The sequence below is a fragment of the Sphingomonas sp. GW821-FHT03E12 genome (genome assembly GCF_059420685.1).
In genome coordinates, this window is sequence record NZ_JBWKUF010000002.1 from 808,391 (window position 1) to 828,344 (window position 19,954).

Sequence of the window (19,954 nt, forward strand, 5' to 3'; positions counted from 1 at the left end):
AAGAGGACCGTTATGACCGGGACCACACCCGGCGGCCGGGTGCTGGTCGCCGGATCCGCCAATGTCGACTTCGTCGTCCGCGCGCCGCACATCCCGGCGCCCGGAGAGACGGTGCTGGGCGGCGACCTGTCCGTTGTGCCGGGCGGCAAGGGCGCCAATCAGGCCGTCGCCGCCGCCCGCGCCGGCGGCGCGGACACGGCGATGCTGCTCGCGCTCGGCAGCGATCCTTCCGCGGGCGTGCTGGAGGACTCGCTGCGGGCAGCCGGTGTCGGCCTCCATCTGATTCGTGCCACCCGCCCGACCGGCGCCGCGCTGATCACCGTGTCGGACGGGGCGGAGAATGCGATCACCGTCGCCCAGGGCGCGAATGGCGAATTGGCGCCGGAGCATCTGCCGTCGCTCGACGGCGTGTCGTGGCTGTTGCTCCAGCTCGAAACCCCGCTCGCGACCGTCATCGCCTATGCGCGGGCGGCGCGGGTCGCGGGTGTCGGGGTGATGCTGAACGCAGCGCCGGCGCAGCCGCTACCCGCCGAACTGCTGGCGCTGATCGATGTGCTGGTGGTGAATGAGGAAGAGCTGGCCGCGATCGTCGGCAGGCAGGGAAGTATTGCCGAGCGGGTTGCGCGGACCGGCGTCGCCACCACCGTCGTGACCTTGGGCGAGCGCGGCTGCTGCGCGGCCGATCATGGCACCCTGATCTCGCAGGCCGCCTTCTCCGTCACGGCGACCGACACGACGGCGGCCGGCGATACCTTCTGCGGCGTGCTGGGTGCCGCGCTGGCGGGCGGTACCGATCTGCTCGGTGCGTTGCGTCGCGCAGCGGCCGCCGCGGCGCTGTCGGCCACCCGCAGTGGCGCGCAGACCAGCATTCCGACGGCGGCGGAGGTTGCCGCTTTCCTGGCCGATGCAGCCGAAGCCGATGCGCGTACACTGGCCGCCTATTGCGGCATTAGCGAGTAGATCAGAATCACGATGACCGACCACCCGATCCGCACCACCAGCGACTACAAGTTCAGCCACGCGCTGACCGGCCCCTATCTGCCCACTCCGGGCAAGGCGCTGGGCTGGCCGTTTCAAGAAATGGGCCGCTGGCGGATGGATGCCGACGGCGAGGCGGAGGAATGGGTGCGGGGCCTGATCGAGTGGCGGCGCGAGCATCTGATTCGCATCGGCTTCGACGACACCCTCTACCGCCACCCCGATCTGGTCTGGGCGCAGGGCAATTTCGTCCATGCGCTGCTGATGGTCGAGGACCGGTACTTCTACGATCCCGACACCGGCCGCTACACGGTCGACCGCTATCTCGATGATCTTGAGGCGCGGTTCGGCGGGATCGACAGCGTGCTGCCCTGGTACATCTATCCCAATATCGGGATCGACGACCGCAGCCAGTTCGACCTGGCCGATGCGCTGCCCGGCGGGGTCGAGGCGCTCAAACAAGTGGTCGCCGATTTCCACCGCCGCGGGGTCAAGGTGTTCCTGCCGACCATGCCGTGGGACAATGGCACGCGCGAGGGCGACCGGCCCGACTGGGAGCGGATGGCGGACTTGGTCGCGGCGACCGGCGCGGACGGGATCAACGGCGACACCTATTCGGGCGTGCCGCGCGCCTTCCACGTCGCATGCGAGGCACGCGGGCGGCCGGTGATCCTCCAGCCCGAGTCCACCGCGCAGGCGGGTGATCATCATCTCTCGTGGAACCTGCAGAGCTGGACCAAGCGGGTGCCGGACGAGAGCATCCCGACGGTCATCAAGCTCAAATGGCTCGAGCCGCGCCACATCATCAACATCGAGAATCGCTGGAGCCGGAACCGGACCAACGACCTGCAGCACGCCTTCTTCAACGGCATCGGCTATGTCGCGTGGGAGAATGTCTTCGGCTTCGTCAACCTGATCACCGATCGCGACGCCGAGACGTTGCGCCGGGTGGCGATGGTCCAGCGGCGGTTCGCTCCCTTGTTCGTGAGTCAGGACTGGCGGCCGTACGAGCGGACGCAGCAGTTCGGGATCTTCGCCAGCCGCTTCCCCGGTGAGGGGCGAACGCTGTGGACGCTGATCAACCGCAGCGAATTTGCGGTGACGGGCGAGCAGCTCAGCGTCCCGCATGTGGCGGGGACGCGCTATTACGACGTGTGGAACGGAACCGAGCTGTCGCCGCGGATAGAGGGTGACCGCGCGATCATCGAACTGGCGATCGACGGACGCGGCTTTGGCGCAGTGCTGGCGACGGTCGGTGACGAGCCCGGCCTTGCCGATTTCCTGAAGGCGATGGCCGATCGGGCGGCGACGCCGCTGTCGTCCTTCTCGTCCGCCTGGCATGCGGCCCCGCAGGAACTGGTCGAGATCGATGCGACCGCGCCCTATGGCGTTGCGCCGGCCGGGATGGTCGCAATCCCCGCCGCCGATTTCGACTTCAAGGTGCGCGGCGTGGTGATCGAGGGGTACGCCACCGCGGGTGTGGATATCCAGTATCCGTGGGAGCCCGATCCGCGCCGTACCCATCGCCACCGGGTGAGCATCCCGGCGTTCGCGATCGACAAGTTCCCCGTCACCAACATCATGTTCAAACGCTTTCTCGACGCGAGCGGCTATGCCCCGAAGGACGCGCAGAATTTCCTCGCTCATTGGGTCGATGGTGCGCCGCCGGCCGGGTGGGAGAACAAGCCCGTCACCTGGGTCGGGATCGAGGATGCGCGTGCCTATGCCGCCTGGGCGGGCAAGCGCCTGTGTCGCGAATGGGAGTGGCAATATGCTGCGCAGGGAGACGACGGCCGCCTCTACCCCTGGGGCAATGACTGGAATCCGGCTGCGGTGCCGGAACCGTGCCTCGACCGGACGATGTCCGATCCCGCCGATGTGGATGCGCATCCTGAGGGAGCCAGCCCGTTCGGGGTGATGGATCTGGTCGGCAATGTCTGGGAATGGACCGACGAGTATCGCGACCGCCATGTCCGTGGCGCGGTGCTGCGGGGCGGCAGCGCCTATCAGCCGCAGACCAGCCACTGGTACTTCCCGCAGGCCTATCGCCTCGACGAGCATGGCAAATATCTGCTGATGGCGCCGGCCAAGGATCGTTCGGCCGGAATCGGGTTCCGTTGTGCCGTTGATCTCTGAACTCGCCCAGACCCTGGCGCCGCCCGGCGCGGTGGCGCTGGACGGGGCGCTGGGCGAGGCGCTGGCCGCCAATCATCATGGCCGGCTGAGCCACTTCATCACCGACGAGACCAGCCCCGCCATTGCGATCTTCGCGCCCGAAGCCGTCGCGGCGAACGAGGGTGGCGACTGGTATGGCGAACATGCCGGCAAGTGGCTGGCGGCGGCGGCGCGTGCGGCGGCACGCAGCGGTGACAAGACCTTGCTTGGACGCGTCCGCCGGGTTGCCGACTGGCTGATCGAACATCAATCGGCGGACGGCTATCTGGGCAACTACCCGCCGCCGCGCCGCTTCACGACGAAGCATCCGGAGAAGCCGGTCAGCTGGAACGGCGAGCCGAGCCTGCGCACCTGGGATATCTGGACCCATGCCTATCTGACGCTGGGCCTCGTCGAACTGTGGCGGGTGACGGGAGAGGGCGGCTACCTCTCTGCCGCGCGGAAGATTGGCGACCTCGTGTGGCGGACGCTGAGCGAGGGCGGGTTGAACATCACCGATATGGGCAACCATTTCGGCCTGTCGGCAACGGTGATGCTCGATCCGGCGCTGGAGCTGTATTTCGCGAGCGGTGAGCAGCGCTATCTCGATCTCGCGCTCAGGATTGTCGAGCAGGCCGAGGGCGAGCCGCACAACCGGTTGCTGAGCCAGGCGCTGGCTGGCGCCGACCCTTCGGAGATCGCGACCGGCAAGGCCTATCAGCTGCTCTGGAACCTCGTCGGCCTCGCCAAGCTCCATCGTGCCACCGGGGAGGAGAAGTATCTCACCGCCGTCTGCAACCTGTGGACAGCGGTGCGCGATCATCATCTGACCCTAGGTGGCGGACCGTGGGGCGGCGTCGCGCATCGATCGCGTGAAGTGTTCAATCCGGCCGCGGTGTTCGACCCCGACGGCTATGTTGAAACCTGTTCGACGATGGCATGGATCCAGCTCAACCGCGAGCTGCTCGCGATCCTCGGCGAAGCGCGGTTCGCGCAGGAGATCGAGCGCAGCGCCTATAACGACCTGATCGGCGCGCAGGCACCGGACGGCGAGGACTGGTGCTATTACTGCTTCCCCAACGGCCGCCGTGTCCACACCACCTATTGGCGCTGCTGCAAGTCGAGCGGAGCGATGGCGATCGAGGAATTGCCTGGTATCGCCTATGCGACAACGCGCGACGGCGGCATCGCAGTCAATCTGCTCGGGCCGGGGGAGACACGACTGACGCTGCCCGAGGGCGGCACGGTTCGGGTGCGGCAGGAGACCGGCTACCCGTTCGACGGCAAGATCGAGATCATTGTCGAAACGGACGGTCCCACGGAATTTCCGCTGCGCGTCCGCATTCCCGATTGGGCCGATGGTGCACACGTGACGGTTGCCGGGAAAGCGGTCCCGGCTCCGGCGGGGGACTATGTGCGCCTTATGCGACGCTGGCAGTCCGGCGACCGCATAGCCCTGACGCTGCCGATGCGTCCGACAGTGCATCGTGCCGTACAGCGCAACGTGCAGGAATCCCTCGCTCCCGACGGATCGCCGGTGGCGCAGCAAGTGATGCGCTACGACTATCTCGCGATCACGCGCGGGCCATTGGTGCAGGCGACAGGCCTGATCGACGGCTACAAGCTCAGCGAGACGCTCCGCTTTGATAGCGAGCCGGAGATCGAGGAAGTGGACGGCATCCTGTTCCTCAAGCCGCTTGGCCGTGCACCAATCCCGTTCGAACCTTGGTTCAGCGCTGGCGGGCGACGCGACGGGGCCTGGCGGCTGACCTGGATGCCGCTTACGCCGGAGGACATCGGCTGATGTTCGCCCGCCGTACCTTCCTGGCCGGACCGGCAATGCTGCTTTCCGGCCGGGCCTATGCCCGGGCAATGGGCGAGGCCGTGACCTGTCCAGCCGGCCGCTTCGTCGGCGAACGTATCGGCGGCATCTCGCGGTTTCGCGGCATCGGCTACGGCCGCGCCGGGCGCTTCCGCCGAGCCGTCGCGGCCCCGCCGTCGCGCGACCCGGTCCGCGCCACCGCCTTCGGTCCAGCCTGCCCGCAGCGCGGCAAGTACCGGCCGCAGTCCGAGGATTGCCTGTTCCTCAACATCTGGACTCCGCAGACCGACGCCCGCGCGAAGTTGCCGGTGATGGTCTATGTCCATGGCGGTGCCTATGCGAACGGTAGTGTCACCGATCCCGAGAATGACGGCGCGTCGCTGGCGGGGAAGGGCGTGGTACTGGTGACGGTCAATCACCGGCTCAACGCGCTCGGTTATCTCTATCTCGCCCCCTTTGACCAGCGTTTCGCAGACAGCGGCAATAACGGCCAACTTGACCTCATTCTCGCCTTGCAATGGGTGCGCGCGAACATCGCGGCATTCGGCGGTGATCCCTCGCGTGTGACGATGTTTGGTCAGTCGGGCGGCGGCGCCAAGATCGCGACACTCACGGCAATGCCGGAAGCTCGCGGACTGTTTCATCGCGCTGCGACGATGAGCGGGCAGCAGGTGTCGGTGACAGGTGTCGAGCGCTCGGCGGCACGGACAAGGGCATACCTCTCCGTGCTGAAGATATCGCCGCATGACTTGTCGCCGCTGCTGACCCTCCCGGTCGAACGGCTGCTGGAGGGGCTCGCGACCCGTGATCCCTTCGAGGATTCCCCTGTCTATATGGGCCCGGTCCTCGATCGCCGGAATGTGGTGCGGCACCCGTTCACTCCCGATGCGGCTCCCGCTGCACGCGAGCTCGCATGGATGCTGGGCGGAACCCGCGACGAGACCCGCGCCTATTTCGACCCGGATAGCGCTGAGATGCGCACGCTCGGCTGGGACTCCGTCGGCGCGAAGATCGCCGCCGAGCTTCCTGTGAAGGCACCGGTTGAGACCATCGTCGCCGAATATCGCCGCGGCTTTCCGGCATATACCCCGGCCGATGTCTTCTTCGCCGCGACCAGCGACGGGCGCAGCTGGCGGCCGATGCTCGAGGAGGCCGAGGCACTTGTCCGCGCTGGTCGGCCGGCCTTCGTCTATCAATTCGACTTCGCTTCGCCGGTGGAGCCGGCGCGCGGCGCGTTCCACGCACTCGACATCCCGTTCGTGTTCGGGACGCTGGCGGACTCGCCCGCCGGAACCGGTACGGATGCGCGCGCGGTCAGCGCTGCGATGCAGGAACGGTTCGTCGCCTTTGCGCGCTCCGGCACTCCCAACGCTCCGGGCCTGCCGTCATGGCCCGTCTATCGCCCGCGTGACCGGGCGACGATGATCTTCGACCGCCACTCGCGTGTGGTCCGCGATCCGCGCGGATGGCAGCGGCGACTGTTCGCGCCCTATCCCTATACCCAGCCCGGAACCTGACTTGATGCGTGGCCCTTCTCCTTTCGCCAGCCCTCGACGCACCGGTCCCGCCGGACCGCTCAGCGGCATCAAAGTGCTTGATCTGAGCGCCTATATCGCCGGGCCCTATGGCTGCAGCCTGCTCGCCGATCAGGGCGCGGACATCATCAAGGTCGAGCCCCCCGGCGGCGACAATCTGCGTCAGTATCCATCGACACTGCTGGGGGAGAACCGCGCCTTTCTGGGCGTCAACCGCAGCAAGCTGGGCGTGGTCCTCGATCTCAAGCAGGACGGCGACCGCGCGGTGCTGCTCGAGTTGGCCGATCAGGCCGATGTGCTGGTCCACAATTTCCGGCCGGGCGTGCCCGAGCGGCTCGGGATCGATCATGCGGCGCTTTCCGCGCGTAACCCCAGGCTGATCTATTGCGCGGTGACCGGCTATGGGGAGGAGGGGCCGCTGAGTGCCAGGGCCGGCTATGATCAGGTGTTGCAGGCGATGACCGGCATGTGCGTGCTGCAGGGGCCGCCGGGAACGCCGGAGATCACCTATGGCTCCCCGGTCGACTATTATGCGGCGGCTTTGGTCGCGGCGGGAGTCGCCTCCGCGCTCTATGAGCGCGAGCGCAGCGGTTCTGGCCAGTATGTCGGCGTGTCGCTGCTGCGCAGCGCGCTGACAATGCAATCGGCGCGGTTGATCCGCGCAGAGGGCGAGGATCCCGGCATCTCGCGCGACATGCGCTCGGGCGGGATCACCGGCCTGCACCCGACCGCCGCCGGGTATCTCTACCTGTCGGCCAATACGCCGCGCTTCTGGCGCGCATTGTGCGAACGCACCGGCCTCGCCGACCTGCTCGACGATGCGCGCCTCGATACGGTCAAGGGGCGAGCCGCACATGCCGATGAGATCATCCCGCGTCTGCGCGCGGCGCTGATGGAGAAGACCGCGGCTGAATGGGAAGCGCTGTTGGGGGACGCCGTCCCTTGTTCAGTGGCGCGGTCGATCGACGACATGTTCGACGACCCGCAGGTCACCGCCGAGGCGATGTTGAGCGACATCCCGCATCCTGTGCTGGGCAGCTATCGCGGCGTCGCGCGCGCGATCAAGTTCAGCCGTACGCCAGGGCCTGATCCGTTCAGCGCGCCTCTGCTGGACGAGGACAGCGCCCGGCTGCGCGAGCGCAGCAAGGGCTGAGGTCGAGAGAGGCCGCCGGTGCTTGCCAGCGGCCTCTCGACGGTCAGAATGCCATGCGCAGACCTGCGACGCCCTTCAGCGTGTAGCTCTTGCCGAAGTCGTTGATCGCGGTGTCGGCCGACACTTCGCTGTACAGCGTGAGCCGGCTGCCGAGCTTCAGGCTGCCGCCTAGGCCCAGCTCGCCCCACAACCGGTGATTCTCGCGGGCGATCGGCGTGCCGGACACGTCGGCAACGGTGCCGTCGAGCCATTCGTAGCTCAGGTTCACCACACCGTAGATATGGCTGCGGTTATCCTGCCGGTCGAGCGAGACGCCCCAACGCGTCTTGAGGCTGTCGCCCAGCCTGGAAGAGACTGCAGCGCCGTTCGGATCGGTGAACCGGTCGAACCCGACGGTCGCGTAGATCGTCTGGATCTGCGGGGTGATCGAGAGGTTGCCGCCGATCGGCGCGCGTTTGCCGACTTCGAGGCTGTAGGCCTGACCTGTGCCCTTGTTGCTGTCCGCGAGCTTGCCGAGCACCGCGGAGTTGAGCTTGCTGTCGAACCAGGTCACTTGCGCACGGCCGTCGACATAGAAGCCCTGCGGCCCGTACCAGCTGAGCGTTGCGCCGGCGCTGTAGCCGCGGGTCTTGATGCTGCCATTGCTGAAGGGAGAGGCGATGCTGGCGCTGGCTTCGCCATAGCTGCCCAGAACGCCGAGAACGAGCGACGATCCGTCGCTACGTTCGCTCAAGATCTTGTCGGCGCCGAGCTCGATCTTCCAGCTGTCGACATTCGCATCGGTGAGGCTGGTCGAGCGCACTGCCTGCGGCCGCGAGCGCACGCTTTCCGAACGGCCCCAGATCCCGAACGACCCGGCGTTGCCCGCCGCCCATTGGCGGTTGCCGGTACGCTCCTGCATCGTGCCGAGCTGGTTGAGCGCGGCCAGCGTCTGACCATAGGTCTCATAGACCGGCACGCCGGGCTGGTAGAGCGGGATCTCCGGCGCCTGCAACAGGCTGGAGCGGAGGTACCAGTCGCCATCCGCCGGCGTCGTGACACCGTTCTTGTATAGGCGATAGCCATAGGCGCCCGCGATCAGTGCGGGTGCGCCCTCGAACAGATAGTCGCTGTTGCCAAGCGTGAACGCGCCGTTCGACGCGCCGGTCACGTCGATGATCTTGATGCCGTCGACCGTCGCCGCGCCGAGGCCACCCTGGTTGGTCACGTTGATCACCGTGTTGCCGGCCGTGGCGCCATTGACCACCAGCCGATCGGCGCGTGAGCCGTCGCCGCCGAGTTCGGCATCGATCGCGAGAACGCCGTTCGCGCCGGTATAGCTGCCATTGACGGTCAGCGTGCCGAAGCCGTCGCGGCCCGGCGCCACGGTGCCGGCATTCGTCACCGCGCCGACGGAGCCGGTGCCTTCGAGCCGGGCACCGGTTCGGACATCGACCGCGCCGCCGAACGCGCCCGTCACCGCCAGCGTGCCTGCGCTGATCCGCGTGGCGCCGGTATAACCGCCATTGTTGCCGGTCAGCAGCAGCGTGCCGCCGCCCGCCTTGTCGAGCGCGCCCGAGCCGGCGAGCGTGCCGCTCAGCGTGAAGACGGTGCCGTTCGCGGTCGAGAGGGTGCCCGTGCCCAGAAGGTTGACATTCCGTGCGCTGCTCAGCGTTGCGCTGGTCGCGAGCGTTCCGCCGTCGAAGGCCACGCCGCCCGCCGCTGCGCCGAGATTGGCGTCGCTGGCGATCTGTATCGTGCCGCCGGTGATCCGCGTGCCGCCGGTATAGCTGTTGGCGCCGGTGAGCAGGAGCGTTCCGGCGTCGGTCTTGACCAGCTCGCTCGCGCCCGACAGCGCGGCGTTGATCGTGGCGGTGTAGCCCGCGCCGGCGGTGCTGCCATCACCCACGCGGATCGTCGCCTGACCGCCGGTCAGCGCGATACCGCCGCCGGTGACCGTATAGCCGCCGGTGGCGAACTGCATGCCGCCCGCGGTGACCTGGCCGAGGCTGTTGTCGACGGTGACCGTCCCTGCCGTTCCGGCGAACACCGCGAAGGCGCCGTCGGAATAGCCCGCATTCACCAGGCCTGCTGTTTCGGTCCAGTTGTCGTTGCCGCTGCTGTGCTGCCAGATGCCGTTGCCGCCGTTAACCACGCCGTTGTTCTTGGGGCCGGCCGCGCCGTCCCAGAAGTTCAGTGCGAGGCCCGCGAAGTTGATCAGGTTGACCTGGCCGGCGATCGAGGTCTGGACGCCGACGTTGCTGCCCGCCGGCAGCGCGCCGAGCGTCAGCCCGTTGTTGGTGAGCGTGCCGCCATAGTTGAACACGCGGTAGATGCCGGCGCTGAAGGCGCCGCCCGCTGGAACCGTGACGTTGATCGTGCCGTCGAGCGTCAGATTTCCACCGATATTGACCAGATCGTTGAGCCCGCCGCCGGCGACATTGGCCTGGCCGAATTCATAGGCGAGCGTGGCGCTCGCTGCGATCGTCAGGTTGCCATTGATCGTCAGTGTGCCCGTGCCGCTCGCGCCCGGCGTGAGTGTGCCGGCGAGGTTGACGTTGCCGCCAATCGTGCCGGTTCCGCCAAGCGCTGCGGTCGCCGCCACATTCACGCGCCCGGTTGCCGCGGTATGGTTGCCGTTCACCAGCAGCGTGCCCTGGTTGATGTCGGTGCCGCCGGTGTAGGTGCCGACTCCGGCGAGGACGAGCGTGCCGCCGCCGGTCTTGGTCAGCAATCCCGCACCGCCGACGCTGCCTGTGAGCGTAAGCGTGGTGCCGCTATCGGTGGAGAAAGCCCCTTGTCCGGCGAGATCGGCCGTACGGGCTGAGCTCATATCGGCGGTGGTACGCAGCGTGCCGCCGTCGAAGCGTATTCCCCCCGCGACCGCGCCCAGGTTGCCGTCGTTCGCAATCTGGATCGTGCCGCCGTTGATCGCGGTGCCGCCGGAATAGCCGTTGGCGCCGGTGAGGATGAGCGTGCCGAGGTCGGTCTTGACCAGTTGGGTGCTGCCGGTGAGCGCAGCGGCGATCGTGGCGGTATAGCCTGCGCTCGCGGCGCTGCCGTCGCCGACACGGATCACCGATTGCGGCCCGGTCAGCGTCAGAGCGTCGCCGGTGATCGTGTAGCCGCTGGTGGCGAACTGAAGCCCCGATGCGGTGACCGCGCCCTGCGCGTCGTCAATCGTTACCGTCCCTGCGGTACCCGCGAAGATCGCGAAGGCGCCATTATCATAGGGTGCGTTTACCGCACCGGTGATATCGGCCCAATTGTCGCCCGTCGCGGCCAGCCAAGTGCCGCTGCCGCCGTCGACCGCATTGTTGAACTTGGGACCGGCAGCGCCGTCCCAGAAGTTGAGCACGGCCGACCCGGTGTTGATGAGGTTGACCTGACCCGCGACCGAAGTCTGCACGAGCACCTCGGCGCCCGCGGGCATCGTGCCGATCGCGAGCCCGTTATCGGTGAGGGTCCCGCCATAGCTCAGAATCCGGTAGAGGCCGATGCCGAAGCTGCCTCCCGCCGGCACCGCGACGTTCAACGTACCGTCGAGCGTCAGATTGCCGCCGACGTTGACGAGATCGTTGAGCGGGCTGCCCACGGCATTGGCCGCGCCGAGCTCGAAAGCGAGCTGAGAGTCGCCCGACAGCGCGAGGTTACCGTTGATCGTCAGCGTCCCCGGGCTGTTGCCCGGCGCAAGCGTACCGCCATCGGCGACGGTTACGCTGCCTCCGATCGTACCTGCGCCGCCCAGCGTCGCGCCCGTGGCTACGGTGACGAGACCGGTCGCTGCCGACTGATTGCCGTTGATCAGCAGCGTTCCCGCGAGAACGTCGGTCGCCCCGGTATAGGCATTGGCTCCGGAAAGCGTCGTGATGCCCGAACCCGTCTGCCGGAACGCGCCGCTCCCGGAGATCATCCCCGCCAGCGTTAGCGCATCCATGTGCGAGACGAGGAGCAGGCCGTTGTTTGCCACGTTGCCGATGAGGCTGCCGCCTGCGCCAAGCTCGAGCGAGCCCGCTGCGATCGTCGTGCCGCCGGTATGAGCGCTGGCGGCGGTGAGCAGAAGCCTGCCTGCGCCGTCCTTGATCAGCATGCCCGCGCCGGAGACCGGCCCGCTTGTCGTGACCACGGTACCCGCATCGGTATTGAAGGTACCGTTGCCGGTCAGGTCGATCGCACGGTTCGAGACGAAGCTGGCGGTGGTGTGGAGCGTGCCGCCGTTGAAGCTGAGCCCGCCGGCCGCGTCGCCGAGATTGGCGTCGCTCGAGACGCGGATGGTGCCGCCATTGATCGCGGTGCCGCCGGTGTAGCTGTTGGTGCCGGTGAGGACGAGCGTGCCGCCCATATCCTTGACCAGCCGCGCCGAGCCGGTGAGCGCCGAGGCGATCGTGGCGCTGATCGCCGCTTCGCTCGCGCTGCCGTCACCGACCCGTACGCGGGCGCCCGTGCCGGTCAGCTCGAGCGACCCGCCGGTCAGCGTGTAGCCGTTGACAACGAACTGCATGCCCGCCGCGCGGACATTGCCGTTGCCATTGTCTATGGTGACGGCGGCCCCGCTGCCGGTGAAGATGGCGAAACTGTCCTGCGCATAGTCGGCGTTGATCGCGCCGGTCGGAGTGGTCCAGTTATTCTCCCCACCGCTCACGCGCCAGATGCCGGCTCCGCCCTGGATTGCGCCGTCATTCTTGGGACCGGGTGCACCGTCCCAGAAGCCCAGCGTCAGGCCCGCGGTGTTGACCAGATTGACCTGACCCGGAACCACGGTCTGGACGAAGGCCTGACTGCCCGCAGGCATCGTGCCGACGGTCAGGCCGTTGTCGGTCAGCATCCCCGCATAGTTGATGATCCGGAAGACGCCCGGTCCGAAGCTGCCACCCGCGCTCTCGGTCACGTCGATCGTGCCGTCGAGGGTCAGGTTGCCGCCGACATTGATCAGGTCGTTGAGCGCACCGCCGGGCAGATTGGCCTGGCCGAATTCGAAGGCGAGGCGCGAGCCGGCCGATAGCGCGAGATTGCCGGCGATGGTCAGCGTTCCGGGGCTGTTGCCCGGCGCAAGTGTCCCGCCATCGGCCACCGTCACGCTACCGCCGATCGTTCCGCTGCCGCCGAGCGTGGCGCCGTTCAGTACGCTGGTCAGGCCGGTCGCCGCCGACTGGTCGCCATTGATGCGCAGCGTGCCGTTCGAAACGGTGGTCGCCCCGGCATAGCTGTTGGCGCCGGTCAGGATCGTGGTGCCGCCTCCGATCTGATTGACTGTACCGGTGCCGGAGATCAGGCCGTTGAAGGCCTGCTCGCCTGCGCGGTTGAACGCCAGCGTGCCGTTGTTGAGGATGTCTCCAGCGATGCTGCCGAACAGGCTGCCATCACCCAGCTGCAATGTGCCGGCGGCGATGGTCGTGCCGCCCGTATGCGTGGCACCTCCGGCGAAGACGAACGTGCCGGTGCCCGCTTTCACCAGCGAGCCGCCGGTGCCGGAGATTGCAGCGAAGGAGGTCGAATCGCTGCTGGTGCCGAGGGTCAGCGACTTGGCGCCGAGCCAGATACTGCCCGCGCCCGACAGGTCGCCGATCGTCGTGCCGGTTCCAGCGAGGCCCGCGATATTGAAGAGGCCAGCATTGATGGTCAGCGCACCGCCGGCATAGAGCGAACCGTTGCCGTTGAGCTCAAGGGTTCCGGACGCGATGGTGGTGCCGCCGGTATAGCTGTTGGCCTGGAAGAAGCGCACGGCTCCACCGGGAGCCGTGATCACCACCCGGCCGCCGATGCCGCCACCGATGCCGCCATCGGTGATCGTGCCCGACCAGTCGCTGAACGAGGCGGTGAGGCCGAGCGTCAGCACCTTCGAACCCAGCGCGATGGTGCCCGCAGGGCCGCTGTTGAGCTGGACAATTCGCGCGCCGCTATTGGTCTGCGAGATATCGAAGACGGTTCCCGGTGCGACGATGAGGTTGCCGGCGCCGAGCGTGCCCGCGCCCGCCAGAGCTAGCGTGCCGCCGGCGATTAAGGTGCGGTTGGCGTAGTTGTTGGCGCCGGTCAGCGTGAGCGTGCCCGAGCCGAGCTTGTCGAGGAAGTTGCCCGACTGGTTTCCGGGCCCGTTGCCGATCGTACCGTTCAGGGTGATGTCGAAGCCCTGGGTATCGATGCGGTTCGAGCTTGCGCTGCCGAGCAGGATCGCTCGACCCGAGGTGAAGGAGGCGGTTGCCCGCAGCGTGCCGCCCTGCAGCGAGAGCGTGCCTGCGACGTCGCCGAGATTGGCGTCGCTCGACACCTGCACCGTGCTGCCGCCGATCGTGGTGCCGCCGGAATAGCTGTTGATGCCGGTCAGGATCAGCGTGCCCCCGCCGAGCTGGGTGAGCGCGCCGCTGCCCGAGATCGCACCGTCGAGGGTGAGCGTGCCTGTGCGGTTCACGACCAGCGCCGCATTGTTGACGATGTCGCCGGTGATGCTCCCGGTCGCGCCGCCATTGCCGATCCGCAACGTGCCACCGTCGATCCGCGTACCGCCCGCATAGCTATTGGCGCCGGTCAGGACGAGCGTGCCATTGTCCATCTTGATCAGCTGGCTCGCGCCGATAAGCGCGCTCGCGATCGTCGCGGTGTAACCCGCGCCCGCTGCAGTGCCGTCGCCGACGCGGATCGCTGCCTCCGCACCAGCCAGGGTTATCGAGTCACCCATGACCACATAGCCGTTGCTGGCGAATTGCATGCCGCCGGCGCGAACTGCGCCGAGGCTGTTGTCCACCGTCACCGTACCCGCCGCGGCCGAGAAGATCGCGACCGCGTCGTCGGTGAAGGCCGCGTTGACTGCGCCGCTCGCGTCGGTCCAGTTGTTGTTGCCGGTGCTGTTCTGCCAGATGCCGCTGCCGCCGTTGATGACATTGTCGAACTTGGGTCCGGCCGCACCGTCCCAATAGTTGAGCGTCGCACCGCCGGTGTTGACGAGGTTGACCTGCCCGGCGATCCCGGTCTGAACAAAGACGTTCCCGCCCGCCGGCATCGAACCGAGCGCCAGGCCGTTATTGATCAGCGAGCCGCCATAGGTGAACACACGATAGAGGCCGATGCCGAAGCTCCCGCCCGCCGGGACCGTGACGTTCAGCGTGCCGTCCAGCGTCAGATTGCCGCCGACATTGACGAGATCGTTGAGTGCGCCGCCTGCGGTGTTGGCCTGGCCGAACTCGAAGGCGAGCTGCGACCCGCCGCCGAGCACGAGATTGCCGTTGATCGTCAGCGTGCCCGCGCCGCCGCTGCCCGGCGTCAGCGTGCCGCCCGCGCTCATGTCGACGCTGCCGCCGATCGTGCCGAAGCCGCCCAGCGTTGCCGCCGCGGCGACGCTGGTGAGGCCGGTCGCCGCCGACTGGTTGCCGTTGATCAGCAGCGTCCCGGCGAGAACGTCGGTCGCGCCGGCATAGCTGTTGGTGCCGGTCAGGGTCAGCGTGCCCGCGCCGTCTTTGGTCAACCCGCCCGTACCAACGAAGCGCGGCGCGATGCCGATATCGTGGCCGTTCGTGTCGATGAAACCGCCGTTTGCGGCGAGGGTCAGGTCACGCGTGCCGAAGTCGCTGAAGAAATCGCTCTGACTCCATGTGGCGCGCAGCAGACCACCGTCGAGGGTGACGTTCACGGTCCCGAGACCGGCCGAAATCCGGCCGGTTTCCAGAACCCCGCGATTGGCCGCGGTGCCCTGCAGGGTCAGCGTTCCATTGGTGCCTGCCGCTTGGCCGAGCACCACGTCGCCCAATGCCTGGACGCGCCCGCCATTCTCGATCGTGAGCGCACCATTCCCCTGATTGCCGACGGTGAGGTTGAAATCGCTTATCAGCCAGTTTGAGCCGGCGCCGGTCACGGTGACGGCGCCATCGGCGTTGGCGCCGATATAGCCCTGGTTGCTGGTGACGCTCGCTCCGTTCTCGATGCGCAGCGTGCCCGCGCCGAAGCTGCCGACGGTGAACTGCGTCGTGTTGGTCCATGAACTGCCCGGACCGGTGATGACGGCATCGCCCTGAGCGGCGCCGCCGATGATCCCGTCGTTGCTCGAAACCTGGGCGCCATTCTCGATGCGCAAGGTTCCGGTGCCGAACAGGCCGACAGTGATCCGCCCGCTATTCTGCCAAGCGGAGCCCGTGCCGCTGATCAGCGCCGCGCCAATGCCGCCGGTGTCGTACCCGATCGCACCGTTCGTACTCACGACATGGCCGCCTTGGGTGACATTCAGCGTGCCGTTTCCACTGTTGCCGACCGTCAGGCCGCCGGTGGTCCAGGTCGATGCATTGCCACCGCCATTGCTGCCCGTGACGGTAAGGACGGCCTGCTCGCCGGTATCGCCGCCGATGAAGGTGTTCAGGCTGGTGAGGGTGCCGCCATCGGTGAGGCGTAACCCGCCGACCTTCACGATGGCCTCGCCGGCAAAGCTGCTCGCCCCGTTCAGCACCAAGGTGCCGAGGTCGGTCTTGATCAGATCGCCCGCGCCGGTCAGGTTCGACGCGATCGTTGCGGTGAAACCTGCGCCCAGCGCGGTGCCGTCGCCGACCCGGATCACCGACTGCGCCCCGTTCAGCCCGATCGTACCGCCGGTGAGGGTGTAGCCATTGCTGGCGAACTGCATGCCCGACGCGTTGACCGCGCCCAGGCTGGTATCGACCGTCACCGTGCCCGGCGCGGCCATGAAGACCGCGAAGGCATCGCTGGGGTAGGGGCTGTTCACGCTGCCGTCGGCAACAGTCCAGTTGTCGTTGCCGCTGTTGGCCTGCCACACGCCGCTGCCACCGGCGACGATACCGTCGCCGCGCGGGCCGGTGCCGTCCCAGAAATTGACGTCGGCCCCGGCGAAATTCACCAGATTGACCTGATTGGCGACCGAGGTCTGGACCGAGACGATACCGCCCGACGGCGTGGTGCCGACCGCAAGGCCATTGTCGGTAAGCGAGCCGGCATAGCTGATCACGCGATACACGCCGACGTCGAAGCTGCCGCCGGGCGTCACCGTCACGTCGACCGTGCCGTCGAGCGTCAAATTGCCGCCGACCTCGATCAGGTCGTTGAGCGGCCCGCCGACCACATTGGACTGGCCGAATTCGAGATCGAGCAGTGATGCGGCGCTGAGGTTGAGGTTGCCGGCGATGGTGAGCGTGCCGGGGCTGTTGCCCGGCGCGAGCACGCCGTTCGTGACGGTCACGTTGCCGCCGATCGTGCCGCTGCCACCCAGCCTGCCGCCGCTCTGCACGGTGACGATGCTCGCCGCGTTGCCGAGCGTGCCGTTCACGCGCAGCGTGCCGCCCGACACGGTGGTGGTGCCGGTGAAGCCTGCGCTGTTTCCGGTGAGGTTGGTATCGCCCGCGACATGGTTGATCGCACCCGCGCCGAAGATCGCCGCGCCGAAGAGATTACCGGTGCCGGTGTGATTGAAGTTGATGCGCGAGGACGTGCTGCCCAACATGACGCTTGGCGCGGTGAAGCTGCCCATGGCGGCGGCGGCTTGCCCCTCGGCACCGCCGATGCTGAGGATACCACTCGCAGTGCCGGAATTGGCCAGGACCAGCAGCCCCGCCAGGTCCACCGCACCGCCGTCGCTGAGAACGAGTTCGCCCATGCCGCTGCCGAAGCCGATGGTCAGATCGCCGCCGGTGGTGGAGAAGCGCGAGTTGGCGCCCGAGACGGTCAGCTTTGCCTGCAGCACCGCCGAGGCCGTTCCGAACGTTGCGCTGGTGAAGCTCGCCGTGCCGCCCTGGTCCAGGGTGAAGTCGCCATTGCTCATCACCAGCATGCCGGTGCTCGTCCAGGTCGATCCGGCGCCCGTGATCGTGGCCGTCGGCGTCCCGCGGGTGTTGCCCGTCGTGAAGCCGATGACGCTCGCGCCCGCGGTGTTCAGTGCGCCGCCCGCGCTGATCGTGAGCTTGCCGTTGGTAGTGCTTGAATTGGCGAGCACCAGCCCGCCCGCCACATCGGCGCGCGAACCTGCGCCGTCGACGATGAGCTGGCCCGTGTTGGTCGAACTGGCCGTGAGGGTCAAAGCGCGTAACGAGATGTCGCCGGACGTGGCGGTGAGATGGCCGCCATTGGTGACGCTGACGGTGATGTTCCGGTTGAGGGTCGCCGCTCCGGAGATCGAGGCGGCGCTGAAGGCGGAACCCGCCCCGTCGACACCGAGCGTAACCGCGGTACCGCTGATGGTGTTGATCGACAACGCGCCACCGGATGTGGTCGTCCCACCCCCCGCGATGAGAAGCTGTCCGCCGGAAAGGCTCGTCCCGGCGCCATAATTGTTCTGGCCGGTGAGCGTCAGTGTTCCGACGTTCGGCTTGGCCAGGCCGCCGATGCCGGTGATCGCACCGGCATAGGTAAAGGCATCCGAACGGTTGAAGGCCAATGTGCCATTGTTGACGATGTCGCCCAGCACCGAACCCGTGGTGCCGCCATTGCCGATGTTCAGCGTGCCGGAAGCGATCGTCGTGCCGCCTGTATAGCTGTTGTCGCCCACCAGGGTGAGCTGGCCTGGACCCGACTTGGTCAACGCGCCGCCGCCCAGCAACGGCAGTCCTATCGACAAGTTCGGTCCGGCGGTGGCGACTTCGAACCTGCCGCCGCTCGCTCCCCAATTGATCGTCCGCGAAATGAAGGCGGTTCCGCCGGTCCACTGGAGCGTGCCGCCGTTGATCGTGAAGGCTCCGGACCCGAGCGCGTTTTCCGCGCTTATAGAGAGCGTGCCGCCGGTGATCGTCGTGCCGAGGCTATGATTGTTTCCGACCAGCGCCGTCGTGCCCGGTCCGCTCTGAAGGACCGAGATGGCGCCGTTGAGGTTGCCGACGGACAGGGCACCGTCCTGCTGGAAGATCAGCGCGCCGTTGCCGAGCATGCTTCCGGTCTGACCGGTTGCGCTACCGTCGAACACGAGCGTGCCCTGTTGAAGCTCCCAGACGCTTCCCGGCATCGTGCTAGCATTGCCCGTCAACGTCCAGCTGCTCGTGCCGGTCTTCACGAAGCGATTGAAATCCCGGTATTGCGCGGTCGCGCCGACGCTCGACATGTCGAAGGCGGCATTGACGGTCCCGCCAAGCTGAAGCGTCTGGGCGAAGGCGCCGCCCGCATTGGCAAGCACGAGGCCGGTGATGCTCGACCCCGCCCGAAGCTCGATGAGCGTGAGCGGGGACTGCGTCGCGTCGATCGCCACCGTACCGCCGGCGCCGGCCCGGATGATACCGCTGTTGATGATATTGGTTTCCGGGCGGCTCACGATCGCCGCCGCGCCGTTGCCGCCCTCGATCACGCCAAGATTGATGATCGGGGTGCGGATCAAATTGACGAAGATGCCCACGCCGCCCAGCGCGCCGCCGGTGCCTTCGCCACCCCGAACCACACCCGTCGCATTGTTGGTAAAGGTCTGCGCGGCGCTGGGGTTGACGCCGATAAAGGCGCCGCGGCCGCCCGTCACGCCGATGCCGGTGCCGCCCTGGATCAGGCCATTGTTGACCACCGACGCGGTGCCGGTCATCTGGAGGCCGAAGCCGCCGTTCAGGGAGCCCGGCCCGCCCGAGCTTCCGCCGGTGATCGATCCGTTGTTGATCAGGCTTCCGTTGTGCTGGATCTCGGCGCCGAGCCCATCGGTGCTGTTGTTGGTACCATCGCCCCCCGTGACGGTCGCGTTGTTCGTGACAGTGGTCGGAAGACCACCAAAGGTAATCAGGCGCAGGCCGGCCTGACCGTTGCCGGTCAGCATATCGTCATTGCCGTTGACTGCGCCGATCACGGTCACGATGCCGGTCAGGGCAATGCCGTTGGTCGAAAAGGCGCCCGTGTTGATCACCAGCGGCTTGGTGCTGTTCGGCAGCGACGCGGCAATCGCGATGTTGCCGGTCAGCGTGATCGTCGAGCTGGCATCGCCGTCCGCGTTGGCGTCGAGGATCGCCTGACGCAGCTCGGCTTCGGTGGCCGCCGTATAGTCCGCGGCTGAGGCCGCTGAGGGCAGGAACAGCGCCAGCGCCAGCGCGGTGCCGCCTGCGCCTGCGAGCAGCCGGCGCTTGCCGTCGGAGGAATGCGAGATGTTGCTCTTGCTGTCCGACGACGCGTTCATGCTGATACTCCTGGATGATGTACGGTACGGCCGCGCGGCCCGCAGGGCCGTTCGCCGCCGGGAATGGGTTATGCGGAGATAAGGGGGAGAGCGCGCGGCGACGGATGGTTGCCGCGAACTGTCGGGAAATCGGGAATGGCGGGACCACTCGGCACGGCAGGATACTGAACGCTACGACGCATCACCTGATCTCCCGCTCGTCTTTGGTCCGGACGTTGCGGAGCCGAAATGCGGGAAAATCGTTAACAGAGGGTAATTCAGCATACTTT

Annotated in this window: 6 protein-coding genes; 5 read left to right on the plus strand and 1 reads right to left on the minus strand. The window is 67.3% G+C overall.

Annotation, left to right across the window (positions count from 1 at the left end; all coding sequences use genetic code 11):
• Nucleotides 1-12: 12 nt before the first annotated feature.
• From AC07TU_RS09255 to AC07TU_RS09275, 5 genes are read left to right on the plus strand one after another with little or no spacing between them, the layout of a single operon-like run.
• A complete protein-coding gene (locus AC07TU_RS09255; RefSeq protein ID WP_495187610.1) occupies nucleotides 13-960 on the plus strand; it encodes a ribokinase in 948 nt (315 codons plus the stop codon).
• Between the two features lie 12 nt (nucleotides 961-972).
• The gene (locus AC07TU_RS09260; protein ID WP_495187611.1) at nucleotides 973-3,114 is read left to right on the plus strand and encodes a formylglycine-generating enzyme family protein; all 2,142 of its coding nucleotides are present in this window, start codon (nucleotides 973-975) and stop codon (nucleotides 3,112-3,114) included.
• On the plus strand, nucleotides 3,098-4,936 hold the full coding sequence (locus AC07TU_RS09265) for a glycoside hydrolase family 127 protein (RefSeq protein ID WP_495187612.1): 1,839 nt from the start codon (nucleotides 3,098-3,100) through the stop codon (nucleotides 4,934-4,936). Before AC07TU_RS09260 ends, AC07TU_RS09265 begins: the two co-directional genes overlap by 17 nt.
• Nucleotides 4,936-6,471 carry a carboxylesterase/lipase family protein gene (locus AC07TU_RS09270; protein WP_495187613.1) on the plus strand — a complete coding sequence of 512 codons (1,536 nt, stop codon included), beginning with the start codon at nucleotides 4,936-4,938 and terminating at the stop codon, nucleotides 6,469-6,471. Before AC07TU_RS09265 ends, AC07TU_RS09270 begins: the two co-directional genes overlap by 1 nt.
• 4 nt (nucleotides 6,472-6,475) lie before the next feature.
• On the plus strand, nucleotides 6,476-7,642 hold the full coding sequence (locus AC07TU_RS09275; RefSeq protein WP_495187614.1) for a CaiB/BaiF CoA transferase family protein: 1,167 nt from the start codon (nucleotides 6,476-6,478) through the stop codon (nucleotides 7,640-7,642).
• A gap of 43 nt (nucleotides 7,643-7,685) precedes the next feature.
• Here AC07TU_RS09275 and AC07TU_RS09280 read toward each other — a convergent pair whose 3' ends face one another.
• Nucleotides 7,686-19,685: an autotransporter outer membrane beta-barrel domain-containing protein gene (locus AC07TU_RS09280; protein ID WP_495187615.1), complete on the minus strand. Its 12,000-nt coding sequence runs from the start codon at nucleotides 19,683-19,685 to the stop codon at nucleotides 7,686-7,688.
• Between the last annotated feature and the right edge of the window lie 269 nt (nucleotides 19,686-19,954).